6 protein-coding genes are annotated in these 14,455 nt (G+C 37.1%); all 6 read right to left on the bottom strand.

All coding sequences use genetic code 11. The features are described from left to right. Positions 1–51: 51 nt before the first annotated feature. Positions 52–1,338 carry a sugar ABC transporter substrate-binding protein gene (locus BUB90_RS17090; RefSeq protein ID WP_073289661.1) on the bottom strand — a complete coding sequence of 429 codons (1,287 nt, stop codon included), beginning with the start codon at positions 1,336–1,338 and terminating at the stop codon, positions 52–54. A gap of 103 nt (positions 1,339–1,441) precedes the next feature. Further along, entirely contained in the window at positions 1,442–2,467 is a 1,026-nt protein-coding gene (locus tag BUB90_RS17085) for a LacI family DNA-binding transcriptional regulator (protein WP_073289660.1), read from the bottom strand. 237 nt (positions 2,468–2,704) lie between these two features. Beyond that, a complete protein-coding gene (locus BUB90_RS17080; RefSeq protein WP_073289659.1) occupies positions 2,705–7,375 on the bottom strand; it encodes a discoidin domain-containing protein in 4,671 nt (1,556 codons plus the stop codon). 126 nt (positions 7,376–7,501) lie between these two features. Further along, positions 7,502–11,320, bottom strand: a complete 3,819-nt coding sequence (locus BUB90_RS17075) for a discoidin domain-containing protein (protein ID WP_073289658.1) — start codon at positions 11,318–11,320, stop codon at positions 7,502–7,504. A gap of 187 nt (positions 11,321–11,507) precedes the next feature. After that, the gene (locus BUB90_RS17070; RefSeq protein ID WP_073289657.1) at positions 11,508–13,064 is read right to left on the bottom strand and encodes a response regulator transcription factor; all 1,557 of its coding nucleotides are present in this window, start codon (positions 13,062–13,064) and stop codon (positions 11,508–11,510) included. 250 nt (positions 13,065–13,314) lie between these two features. After that, a complete protein-coding gene (locus tag BUB90_RS17065; protein WP_073289656.1) occupies positions 13,315–14,049 on the bottom strand; it encodes a hypothetical protein in 735 nt (244 codons plus the stop codon). Positions 14,050–14,455 lie beyond the last annotated feature (406 nt).

The raw sequence follows: 14,455 nt of genomic DNA, 5'->3' as shown, positions 1-14,455 counted from the left end.
TATAAATATGGGTCGTTCCCTATTCAGTAAACGACCCATTAATTCTACGATTTATTTTGCCAATATTGCTGTATTACAAGATTCTAATTCTGTTTGTACATCTGCACCGTCCCAGATATTAGAACATGCACTCTTCATTGGATCCCAGAAGTTATCGATTTCTGGAATGGATGGCATTGGGTAAGCATACTCTAATTGTTTTTGGAAGCCAGTAATATATTCACTGTCTACTGTTATTGAAGTAGAAGGAATAGCTCCAGTTAAGTCATAACGTAAATGTTGCATCTCATCAGAGATTAAGAATTTGGCAAATGCGTGTGCTTCTTTCGGGTAATCCGTATAAGCGGATACTTGCATCGTACGTGCACCTGAGAAAGAAGCTGCTGGGTGATCATCTCCTGGTAACGCAGGTAAAGCAGTTACACCAAAGTTCATTCCTGATTCTTCACAAGAAGCTACATTCCAAGGACCTGTAATATACATAGCTGCATTACCACTTGTAAATGCTGCTAAACAAACAGAGTTATCGGATACGTCTGCTGATGGTACGTCAAGATATTGTCTGAAGGATTGGAAATATTTCATTCCTTCTACAGCTTCTGCACTATTCATATAGCTGTTTGATCCATCGGTTCCTGCTTCACCGAATAATTTGTTTCCACCCTTACCCGTAAAGATTGGTGAATAATATGCATCTGCAACATTCCAGATGATTCCGTATTTACCAGGTGAGTTGAATTCTTGAGAGAACTTCTCTACGTCTTCCCATGTAGTTGGTACGTTAGCTTCTGGGATTAAGTCTTTATTATAAAATAATGCGTAAGTTTCATCAGCTACTGGATAACCATAATAGTTTCCGTTGTATTGTACTGCACTTTCACAAGAAGCTGCTACTTTTCCTACTATATCCGATTCATTTTCCACTGGTAAGATATGACCACCGGAAACTAAACCTCCAATTGTATTACTTGGTGTAGCGAATACGTCTGCTCCAACCCCACCAGGGCCATCGAGAGCTATCTGTGTATTGGCATCACCAACTTCTACGTTTTCATATTCGATTGTAATATTAGGGTATTTTGCTGTGAAGGCTTCCCCAGCTTGTTTTATAAAGTCTTCTGTTTGTCCTGAAGACTCCCACACTTTTAATGTGATCTTATCCGTTGTCAAACCACCGTTACCCGCTTCTTCCTCACTTGTTTCTTGTGATTCTGTAGTTTGTGTTGTTTTATCATCCCCATTGTTTTTGTTTCCTGCATTCTTACTTCCACAACCAGTTAATAAACTTGCTACCATTGTTGTTGCTAATAATACAGATACAATTCCTCTTTTTTTCATACTATACCGATCTCCTCTCGACATCTGAATGTTTTGTACTAATCAGTTAAAAATAATTGAAACTATAATTTTCAATCTATCTTCTTTAATTAATCTGTTTTCTTCACTTCTTTGTCGAAGCTTTAAAATTAATATCGTAACCTAGTAATGTTTTTTGCTGTACTTCCACCCCTGATAATGCATCAATTAATACTTTACATGCTGCATTGCCTAGTGCTTTTACATCAAACTCTAATGTTGTAATTGGTGGGTTGTGACTTGCTAAGAATAAGCTACCATAAAATGATGCTACTTTCATATCCCTTGGTATCTTCACATGTTCGGTAGCAAGCTTTAATAGCACTTGGCTACAGATCTTGTCATCCATGCATACAATGCAATCAATTCTTTTATGTAAGATATCATCTACAGCTTGTTCCACCATCAACCTCGTATTGCAATCTAAGTAGATACAATCACTTCTCGGTGAAATTTGGTTCAGTTCACATCCTTCTATGAAACCTTGATAACGCATACGGCTCACTATGTGAGTTGAATTATTCCCTATAAATGATAAGCGTTTCATCTTCTGCATGATGAGCAGCGATGTCATCTCTCTACATGCTTCCACATGATGATTATCTATCTGGATTACTCCACTACTTTCAGACGTACCAACTACTACAAACGGTACCTTGTGCTTACTTAGATATTCAACCTGTGCATCATGAATTCGCGTTCTTGTTAAGATGAATCCATCAACCTTTTGGTTTTCTACAAGTCTGACTAGTTTTGTAATATCATCTGCTCCCACAGTAGAGACAACTACATCATATTCATAACTTGTTGCCATTTCAATTATTCCTAGCAGACAAACCTGAAAGAATGGTATCTCATTCAAATCAGAGTCATTCGGTAATACAACTCCAATATTGTAGGTCTTCGATTCTGCTAATCCTCTTGCTATCATATTAGGCTTATAGCCACATTCCTCGCAGAAACTTAATACTCTTTTGCGTGTTGTTGCACTAATTCTACCTTTTCCTGAGATAGCTCTTGAAATCGTTGTTTTTGATACCCCAAGTTCTTTAGCAATATCATCAATTGTTATTTTGTTGTTATTCTCTTTACCCCAATTCCTCTCATTCATAATAACACCCCTTTGCGCAATCGGTTGTTTTATAATAATATCTTATCATTAGGTATATTTTTAGTCAATCCACCGATTTTTATCTTTTTAATATATAATTTTTGTGCAAATAGACTATGTTTTATATTATTTTAGCGCAACAGTGCGCAACACTCAAGCAAGCGCAAAAATAGCCGTCCTGCTCTCTGATAAAGTTTAGGACGACTACTTTAGTTATTTATTTAAGTCTATATCGTTTTAATAACCTAGTAATTCAACTTCCCACAAAGAATATCCATAACCAGTTGTTCTTTGGGTTGTATAGATTTTTACATACCTTGCTTGATAGGATTGGCTGAATTTAATACTTTCTAATCCATTTGGTCTGTCTGCGTATCCATTCCCCAATCCACCAGTTCCGTTTGTCTTAGTGTATACACTTTCCCATCTGTTACCATCAACAGAAAGCAAGATTTCATAGTCTTTTGCTGCAGCCGTTTCCCAATATAGATTTACTCCTACTACTGTACTGGTATTCTCTAGGTCAATTGTAATCCATTGAGGGTCAACTCCATGTATGGATTCCCATCTTGTATTATAGTTACCATCCGTTACATTGGTTGCATAATTCCACCCCATTACACTTGATGCAGACACGTTCTTTCCACTTGAAATCACCTTTGTTTCTATTGGCGCTTCTGCTGTAGTTCCATATACTTCCAATTCCCATATGGAATATCCATAGCCAGTTGTCCTTGCCGTTCCATAAACTCTCACATAACGTGCTGTGATATTCTCTTTTGCAACTAGCGTTTCTACTCCTCCGTTACCATTTGTTCGTGCGTATACATCTGTCCAGTTGTCACCGTCCTCTGATACCTGTAATAGATACTCCTTAGCTGCTGCAGTTTCCCAGTGTATCTTAACACCTTTGATACTTTTAGTATCTCCTAGATCCACTGCTAACCATTGCTTATCAATTCCCTGTTCAGATTCCCATCTACTATTATACGCTCCATCAACCGCCATTTTCGCCGAGTTGCCACCGAATTCAGTTGAAGCTGTAACAGCTTTATCCTTAGAGATTAAATCATATTCAGCTAAATCCGCTTCTGTCAACTTCATAGGATATTTTTCCTCTGGAAATGGTTCTGTTGGTCCCTCACCATTATCCTCACCAACTATCATTCTTCCGAAATTAAACCCTCCTACTTTAAACAGCACTGTAAGTGTATGTTCTCCTTCGTTTAGATATACAGAATCTGTAATCGTAGTCCATTGTTTATCCTGTTTTACTGTAGTAGTTGCTAGATAACCATCAGAACGATTGGATTTTAAAGCGATGACGCCTGTTTTATTATCATTAATAGCCTGTACGCGGTAAGATATCAGGTATGTTCCTGCCGTTTTTACATTCACTTTGTAAACTAAGGAATCCCCATCATCAATCCAGCCGATATATTTTCCTTCTTGATCGTTATTATCTAACATACAACCAAAGTTAGTATAATAATCCTGTGTTGCTATTCTTCCTGGTAATTCTGTTACCTTATCCTTGATAGCAGCTTTTGGTATCTCTTGCATGCTATAATCGGTATTCTCAAATGGATTTACACTAACCGTAGCTAGTGGCGCTACTTTAGTACTTCCGATTTTTCCGTCCTTATTACAAAACTCCACCATAATCGCAGAATTAGAAGGATTCCATACCGTAGCCGTATAAACTCCATCTTTCTTAAATACTTGATAACTTGTATAATTAGAAGACCAAATATCTGTTGCTACATTTCCTTTTGCGTTCATATTCTGGATAAACCAATAAGAATTAAACATCTCATCCCTTGGAAGTCCATACGCTTCTGCATTGTCTTGCCACTTCTGTGCTGCTCTTTTTGGATCACTCAAAGACAGATATGGCCATAGAATATGAAACCAACCTTCTGGGTCAGAATTACCCTCTGATGCTACCTTATCTTGGTACTTTACTTGGTCCTTTTCATAGGCTTCATATATGGTGGCTGCTGCTTCCTTGTTATACCCCATATAGGTTAGCGATGGTGTTACTGGTAACATATGAATTCCATATATACAGCTTGGATTACCTGAGAAGTAAGTTCCATTGGTATATCCTAAGCCCCACACCATTCCTACACAGCCGGAGGTATATTCAGAATCCCAGTTATCCTTATCATAATTAAACCAGTATTGTTCAATCGCATTTACTTCCGAAGTAAAGCCCCATATACCTGCATCACGGTATTCATCATTTTCTGTAACTAACCCCCATAGATATAACCCAGCCCAGGCAAATGTTGCTTCAGAGGCTGATTCTTGGTTATTACCACTATTATTATCTCCGTATCCACCGGCCCAGGAATGACCTTCATATGGATCAAAGTTTCTCATGAATGGGAATAACGCATCCTCTTTGTCAGGGTTCATACAATCTCTGATTAACATCTCTAACATATCCCCATATTCCGTAACAAAGGAAGAATCATAGGATGCCAAAACAGCTGCAGGGTATATGAAATACGCCCATAAGAAATGATGATCGGATAAATTATTTGCCATACCATGATCACCACCATCACCATTTAAAGCGCCCCAACTTGTTGAATAGTACATGTAGTATGGATATTCCTCTTCACCACTATATGTTAACCAGTTTACTAAGATCTTCTTTAAGACAGATAATAATTGATCCCTGATTTCATATTCCCCTAATTGTTGCGCACTTAATACACCCATGGTAATCGGATGTGTCTTCTTCCCTTGCCAATACGGATCTGCCACCCAGTAATCTTTTACTGTGTTCTCTGTAAACTCTTTCAGATATGCCACCATTAACTCTCTGTCATAAGAATCAGATTCTACTGGTTCACTAAAGCTTGGCGTAATTCCGTGGAATGGCACAGTATAGGAAAACTGATTCCCTTCCTGTACTTTTAACGTACCACGAATGGATTCATAGGTATAATCGGTAAGTTTATCGCTCGTGTATTTCCATTGGTGTGGCATCATACACATTAAAGTTTCACCACTGAAACCACTTCTCTTGTTATCAATGACACAGTTGTAGGTGGTTTTCATTGTCGCTGTGGTATCGTTATACTCATAATCTACCACCGTATCGGTAACAAAAGCGTATGCATAGGAGTAGAAGTAATCTAAAGAATCTGCCATAGGAAGTGTTGCAACCGACATGTAATTATCTTGGTTGCCCAATTGAATCTTAATTTTACTTCCCACACGGGTAAAAGTGGTTTTCTCAGGACAGAAGATTCCATAATAGTGATACTGATTCTTATCCCCTTCACCTGGTGCCTCACTAATATTGTGTGCTTTAACACCAATATGGTCTGTTACAATACTTTCGCCATCTTTTAATAAGATTTCTTCTTGCTTATCATTAAAGAATTTGACTAAGTCATTTACCGTAACTTCAACCTTATCTGGCTCGGTAAATGTGTTATAGATAAATGGAGAACCTTTCACTACCGTAGTTCTCATCTTTGGCGTATCATCATCACTGAATACCATATCCACTGACCAGTCACCATACCCATCAAGTTTTGCCGCGGCTGTATTCTTAATTGCTGAAGTATTGATTGTTAAATCATAATATTTACTTTCCGCTCCCATACCTCCATTATTCTCTCTAGTATATATACCATCCGCATTGTATAATCCTAGACCAACTTCCTTGTATTTTAAAACGAAAGGAAGTGCTGGCATTGTGTCGCTTAATCTTGTATAAACAACGGAAGTCCACCAGTCATTGGATGGGATTGGTGTTTTAATGTTTGCTGTTATATACTTCGGTTCTCTTGGTTGACGAAAAGTAACGTCGTCAATGGCATAACTTCCTGAACCCACTGCGATGGTTTGCTTGTTTGGAAGCTCTGGCACTACCGGATTTACTTTTGAATCACCTTCTTGATATTCCAATACATTCATCTCACGAATGGAGTAGCCGGAACCTCTTCCCATGGCAATTCCTTGCATTCTAACATATCGTGCTTCCTGATACATAGATACCTCTTCATCTTCTCCATTCCCCTTAAGTTCACGATATACCGTTGTCCAGTTTTGTCCATCCTTTGATGTCTGGATTTCAAACACGCGTCCAAACTCCACTTGCCACTGAATTACCACTCGTCCAATGGTATAGACTTTCCCAAGATCAACTTGAAACCATTCGTTATCTGTAGGATTGGATAACCAGTAGGATTCATAATCCCCATCTACACCTTTGCTACCTTCTAGTGGCGTAGATGCCCACCATGGTGTCAATACAGAAGAGGTGGATACCGTCTTACCTGCTGCTAGATCTGCTGCATTTGATTGTGGTTTATTCACTCCTCCTACGCCATAAACATCAAATTCACGAACCGATGGCCCCCATCCTCTACGGTTACCATCATTTTCTTGTGACTTACTATAATGAACTAATAATCTAATATAACGCCCCTTACCTTTTAAATCGGCAATAGTTTCTCTATAATAGCTATAGTCAATACTACCGTCTGCTTTATATACATATGCTACGTCTCCACCCTTACCGTTTTCTTGATGATAGATACTAGACCAATTAATTTCATTAGAGGATACTAGAATTTCATAGTTAACGCCAAAACTAGCATTATTTTGCCAGCTTATAACGACCTTAGAAATATCAGCCTCTGATCCTAAATCTATATCAATCCATTGATCTGCTTTATCTGGTTCTGCTCCCCACTGTGTTCCGATTTTACCATCTGTTGAAAAACTAGCAACATCTCCCCCATTGACAGAAGAAGCGTATGCGGGCCTTCCCTTCGATAACAGCCATGGTGTGGTTGCGCCCACTACTGTGTTCGCTGGTATGAAACCACCTAACATAGATAGTGCTACTATCCCTGCAAGAATCTTTTTACTATATCTCATAAATACCTTCCTTTCTGTACGACAATGGGCATTAAAATTGATTTACCTCAATTTTTAATGCCCATTCAATAACTTGTCTACATAGTTTTTATTCAATTATAATCGTACTAACACTCTGTAAGGTTCTTAATAAACTTCAAACTCCCACAAAGAATATCCATATCCTGTTGCTCTACTGATTCCTTGAAATCGAATATAACGAGCATTTATTTTACTAAATTTAAGTTCTTCAGTCCCACCTTTTCCATTCGTATTCGTTGCAACAGTCGTAAAGTTTTTTCCATCTTGTGAAACTTGAATTTCATAAGATTTTCCATAAGCTGCTTCCCACGAAAGCACCACTTTGGAGATATTCTGAGCCGTTCCAAGATCTACACATAACCACTCCACATCAGATTGTATTGAAGCCCATCTAGTATCTGCTATACCATCTATAGCATTACTTCCTACGAATGGCCCTTCCCACGAAGAGGTGGTTACTACTTTCCCTTTCGCTAGATTAACATTGCCACTTGGCTCTTCTGGTATAACTGGACCTGTGCTGTTATCGATTCCCAACACTGCAAACTCCCATAAGGAGAAACCATAACCTGTCGTTCTTGCAGTTCCATACAGTCTAACGTAACGAGCGGATACTTTATCAAATGTAATGTCTTCAGTTCCACCTGCCCCGTTCACCTTTTTATATACGGTAGTCCAATTTGACCCATCTTCTGAAATTTGAATCTCATAGTCTTTACCTGCTGCCGTTTCCCAGATTAATTTGGCTCCAGTTACAGGATACGATTTTCCTAAATCAACATAAATCCATTGAGGATCAGAAAACTCAGATTCCCAACGTGTATTGACATCACCATCAATGGCCATACCAGCACTGTTATTTCCCATACTTGAAGAAGCTATAGCAGTTTTTCCAATTGCAAGGTTTGTGATCACTGCTTCTGGTTCTCCCACCTCTTCATCCTTAACAACGGTATCATAAACAGGACGATTCGGATTGTATCCCTTAGGATTTCCTAATGCTTTATAGGTTTCACCTACTGTAGTAAGCTGACCAGCTTTCGCACCAGTATCATAGAAAAGACCACCTGCACCATTACCGAAATTCTCCGTATTAGCACCATCAAATGGGAACCATGCATATCTCTCTACATAATCTAGTTCATCAAGGATAGGAATGATTTCTTCCATGAATGCAACAATTCTATCTCTTTGCCAATTATCATCTCCACCAGTCCAGTAGAAATCCTGTACCTTAGTCCATTGTGCAACACCCCACTCTGTAATCCAGATTGGTTTACCTGTCATTTCATGTGTTTTTTCTAAGGTTTCTACAAACAAATCAACTAATGGATAATCTTGATAATAATGTACAGCAGTAAAATCAAAACTTTCTCCCTTTGCTTCCAATGCCTCCATGAATGGGCCGAACCAGTCTCCTTCGCCACCTTGCATAAAGTATGCTGGGTTTCCAGTTGCAGGAGAACTTAGACGTAATCCAGTATCTTCTAGTGTTGTCCAAAGTTCTGCTGCACGATTTGCAGTCATATTGGATTGATCTGGATAATCAGGTTCATTGAATGTTAATAAGGTTTTGTAATCCTTATATTTCCCTGTTCGTAACCAATTCCATTCCTTTGCGCGGTCACCGCTTCCCGTATCATCCCCCCAAATCATTGGTACGAATTCAACTGCATCATTTACTCCCTCTAATTCAAATGGTGACCAATTATAATACCAAGATAGATTCGTTTTATCAATCATATCACTACGGTTTTGCCATATCCCCATTCCCTTTTTAGATGTGAAAAATGTTCGTATATTAGCAGTTACTGTTTTTCCTTCGCCCTTTAATACAGCAACTATTTTTAATTTATGAGAGCTAACTTTGGTGGAATAGAGTTCATACTCATAAGTATTCGATCCATTCGCTTTCATACTTCCAACTTTCACTTCATCCACATAAATATCATAACTATCTACTTGTTCCCCTAATGCCTTCCAAGTCACAGAAATTGTACCAGCTGGCACAAGCTGTCCCATCTTAGGATAGGTAACAGCAGTATTTTTCCAATCAGCATATGGACCAGTAGCAACTTCCGGCTCTCCCTGATTCTCTGTATCATCTGGAATCACCACTTTACCTTGTCCATACGATACGACTTGTTGTCTCTCCCCTGCAATCTTCACTGCATTTCCCTTACCATTAATAACATGGGAGATGCCTGGATTACCAGCAAGCATAACCGAACAGATATTATGTATACTCACATTATCAGCGTCTGGTACTTCTGCAGCATTTGCAAGGTCAATCGTTGCATCTCTATGAAATGAGTAGATGCCTAAACCATATGCTTCATGAGAAGTGACATCATCTGCTACCTTGTAAGACGCATATCCATTTACTGTTCCATCGTGACTCTTCCAACTTGCTTGATTTGGAACGTCATATGGAATTTCACTCTGGTAGAAATACAAGCGGCCATAATTACCATTCCATATCGTTTGATACTCATGGAAATGTTCTACAAACAATCCATACATGGTCACACAGTCACCATTTACTATAATTCCATTCTCTGATTTGTTCTTATCCCAAGCTACTCCATCACCATGGTCAGCTCGCCATACCCAGAAATTATCACCGATTACATCTTGGCTGTTAATAATAACACAAGTTTTTGACTGTGTAACTTCAGAGGTTGCACCACCCACACGGAAGAATAAATCACTTAATAAAGTAGGATTATCTACATGTCTTTTTGCCGCATTATCCTCACCAACTTTTAGAAGTGTTTCTGTGTACGCAGGACCTGCATCAAATAGCAACCCAGATACACTCACACCATCAACATCAGCAACTTCCATACAAGCATTGTTTCCAGTTGGTGTTAAAGTTGCATAACCCAAACCTAATACAACTGTATTCGCTTTCTTTACTTGTATCGCTTTATTCAAACGATAAATACCTGGTGTAAAGATCAAATTCTTTCCTTGTTCTAAAGCTGCATTAATAGAATCTGCTGTATCTCTATCTGGCTTTGCAATATAGAACTTATCAATACCAATTGATGTTCCGGCTTCTTTACCATTAGCCCAAGATACTCCATTAGAATTTTCCTTCACACTTGGTACAAAAACACTGTATTGATTGTTTCCATCTACTGTAAGATATGGTGTTTCTCTAATAACTGGTGCTTTAACAACACTAGTGAAATACTGATACCCTGGTTCCTGTTCCCAGTTACTTTCAACCTTGGCACCGGAATCTTGTACGGCCAGGTCTCTATTCATACCTACAAACACTGCATTCCATACACCACCAGCCCATGCACCATACTCACTATTTCTAGATAAGTACTGTTGTTGTGACCATGCCACTGCGGAACCTTTTACTACGGTATCCGCTACAAAGCCACCACTAGCCCAGCCTTGTCCCCATTGGTCAAGAGCAAGCCACTGCTCAAAATTCATTCTTCTTAATGAAGTTGCTTGAGCTGCTGCCCACGTTGCAGTCTGCTTAACTGTAAAATTAGTAGCACTTCTCCAAAAATTACAAGTAGAGTTTGCTCCCATCCAATCCGCATTACAGTCAAGTTCGTTTACAACTGTATCCGTAGGTAAACCGCCAAGTCCAGCTACTTGCGTATAAAAACCTACCTTTACACGAACCTTCTCATAGCTTCCTGGCTTAAACAACACTGCATATCTCTCTTTTCCGAACTGATTTGTTTCTTGTGTACCATAGACTTCATCAATAACTGCCTGAACATCACTATCTGCATCGTTTTCATCAAATACATATACATTTGGACCAAACAAATCCGTTGTATAATCCTTTGAGACAGTTGCAGCTTGTACACCGAATGAATCCAGTGACATAGACGACAATAACATCGCTATCATTAGTACTACAGATGAAATTCTTTTTCCCAACCTTCTCATTTTACCCTCTTTTCTGCACTACTTTTTGTTGTACAAATTTGCTGTCGTAGTGCAAACACAAATTTGCTGGTCGGCATTTGCCTTCAACCAAAACTTAACATGCAGATAACTCTGCATACGTCTTACACCCTTATCCTATGATATGCTTTTTTTCTACGCAATGGAAAAACTCGAATGGCGTAGTATTTTACCTGAAATAGTTTTTTTCTCTATATATGCTTGGTGAAACCCCAACATATCGATGAAAAACTTTTGAGAAATATCCGGAATCACGAAATCCCACCTTAAGAGCTACTTCCGATAATTTCACTCGCCCATCTACTAATAATTCTTTTGCGACTTCCATACGTACTTCTGTTAAATATTGCAATACTGTCTTTCCCATCTTTTTCTTAAACAGCATCATCATATAATTTGGCGTTAGAAATACTTGATTTGCTATTTCACCTACTGATAGATCCGCATTATCATATGATTTATTGATAAATTCCATAATCTCAATGATACTTTTGTTGTTAACTGCAAGATTCTTTGCACTCTGATAATATTCTTCTACTTGTTCGTATAAGTACTCACTGCACTCAGTAAGAGTGTCTATGGAGTGAATTTTTTCGAGTAATATTCCTCTCCTCACATTTTCACAATCATATTCACAATAAAAAGAACGATCCACTTCTTCATATAAATAATCCAATAATTTGAAGTAAATCCCCTTAATACTGCTCACTAATACCGTGTGTTGTGAACGCAATTGATTATAAATCTGTTCCATACAAGCATAGGTTTGTTCTCGTTTGAATTCCTTTAAAGAATCTGTAAACGACTCCATAAGTGTTTCATCAAAAACCAACTTTTTTTCTTCTTCTTTTATACAACATCGAACTTGATGATATCCAAAATAAAAAAATTTTTGAAGATAAATAACCGCCGATTCATACGATCTGTATGCTTGATAAATATCGTTAGTAGCTAACCCGAACACACCACAAATCTGATATGTTTTTTCCGTGCTCACAAAATTTCGACTTTTTTTCACGACTTCTCTTAATGCCTCTTCTTCATAACTTTGATAGGCAATGAAAAATATGATGTGAGTAGTATCTTTTAAATAATGTATATGTTCAATCTCCGAAAAACAATAATCTAAAGAACGCAAAACCTTTTCTATATTCTTGTTTTCCTCCGTTTTCACAGTAAAGATTGCTGCACATATATATTCTTTATCTTTCCAGTCAATTCCTAACCAATTCATAGTCTTTTGAATTTCTTCTCTATTAGCTACTGGTTCTATCAATTCTTTGCCTAGCTTATGCATTAGATATTGCTTATTTTCCAAGTTCATTAGATGTCTAACTTCCATATGGAATTGTATTGATTCTAACTTCGTTATTGCTTTTTGCACTGCTCCCTCAATCGCTTTAACATGAATTGGTTTTTCTATAAAACCTACTACTTCTAAATCGATTGCCTCTTTCAAATACTCGTTCTCTACATATCCGCTGATAAAAATTATCTGGCAAAACGGATATTGTACTCTAATACATCTTGCTAACTCAATCCCTGTCATTCCAGTCATACGAATATCAGAAATTATTATGTCTACTCTCTCTGTCTCACTCTTTATCAATGCTTCTTCCCCACTTGAAGCATCCATAACTTTTGCAACCCCTATTTGCTCCCACTTGACCAATTTCTTAATTCCCATTATGGTAACTTCTTCATCATCCACGATCAGAATATTCAAAATACGCCACCCCCAAAACACTAGTTGTTTCTTTTATTATACAAAATAAGTAAGTGTAATTAAGGTGCTTTATTTTCATAAAACATGCAATATTTTAATATTTTTCTGCACTATAAAAATGTCTTAGGCAATAAGTACTACATACTTTCTTCTACTAGAAGTGCTTAGTCCTTATACTGTTCTTTATTAATTGTATATAAAATAAAACAAAAACACTCCCCCTAAATTTGTGAATTTAGGGGGAGTGTTTTTATAAAGCCAAAGTGTTGTACAAAATGATATGAGTAACTTTATCATTATTGAATAAAAAAATAAGTGCAGGAATGCTATTGTGTTCTTCGTCTTTTATGTCAGAAATTATATATGCTATTTTATCAACTGTACCATAATCATAGAACATAAATCGATTTGTATAATATTCTGCTCCATTTATTCTATTATATATCATGTTAACTATTTCATTGCTAGATTCTTTTTCATATGGGAAAATAAAATTAATATCATATAACTTGCTAACTGTATCAAGCGAATCACCAATTTTAACACCTTTTAGTGTTTCATAGTCACCGCCATTAATGTCTATTTCTATAATAGAATTTTCTTTTGTATCGTTCTCATCAAAAAAATCACGCGTTATTATAAGCATATTTGAATAGTACATATAGGTATATAGGCTCTGGTCGGTAATATGAAAAGTACCGACTACATCATAGCCTTGTTCTAGAGGTTCTCCAAATTTCTTAATTATTTTATGATAACTTTTATCTAAGCTCATATCAAGAAGCGTATATTCTTTAAAATCTGAGCAATATGTTATCCCTTGAGAGCCATTGGTTAAATCTTGAGAGGGATCTTTATAGATAAAGGTATCATTTTCATTACTTACAGTTTCTTCTTGGGAAGGTTCATTTTGATTGTTAAATGAACATCCGATAAGTAACATCACTTGAATAAAACAAATAAAAAACACTAAATTTTTCTTCATAAAGCACCGCACCTCTTAATTAAATCAATAAAGTCAGTCACTATTATATCAAATAAAGTTAAATATTTCCATAAGTTAATGTTCTAACTTCTTCTATTTGTGTTATTATTCTTCACTTTACAGATCCCTTGTGTCATTGTTCCCATAGGACGCAAGGACGATTTTAAGTATTATAAATGGCTCAAAATCGTTGAATCATTGTATTTATTTTATTATTTTATAGCATATCTAAATGGTTATTGATTTTTTTAGTACCAAATTAGTACCGCGTTGTGTATAAAAAAAGGGACTATTATAGGTGCTTTACTCCCCAAATGGTCCCCATGATTGATTCTAGTGTATGTACGTCACTTTTCACAATAATTTTACAGCAAAAAACTCCCTATTAATGTAGTCATGAAATTTA

Source organism: Anaerosporobacter mobilis DSM 15930 (genome assembly GCF_900142955.1).
Lineage (GTDB): Bacteria > Bacillota > Clostridia > Lachnospirales > Lachnospiraceae > Anaerosporobacter > Anaerosporobacter mobilis.
Note: the sequence above shows the minus strand (reverse complement) of the source record. Positions and strands in the feature narration are given on the sequence as shown.

What these genes read in the sequence shown, in the direction of transcription:
- BUB90_RS17080 (WP_073289659.1), bottom strand. Translation starts at nt 7,375, where the DNA reads ATGAGATATAGTAAAAAGATTCTTGCAGGGATAGTAGCACTATCTATG.
- BUB90_RS17090 (WP_073289661.1), bottom strand. Translation starts at nt 1,338, where the DNA reads ATGAAAAAAAGAGGAATTGTATCTGTATTATTAGCAACAACAATGGTA.
- BUB90_RS17075 (WP_073289658.1), bottom strand. Translation starts at nt 11,320, where the DNA reads ATGAGAAGGTTGGGAAAAAGAATTTCATCTGTAGTACTAATGATAGCG.
- BUB90_RS17085 (WP_073289660.1), bottom strand. Translation starts at nt 2,467, where the DNA reads ATGAATGAGAGGAATTGGGGTAAAGAGAATAACAACAAAATAACAATT.
- BUB90_RS17065 (WP_073289656.1), bottom strand. Translation starts at nt 14,049, where the DNA reads ATGAAGAAAAATTTAGTGTTTTTTATTTGTTTTATTCAAGTGATGTTA.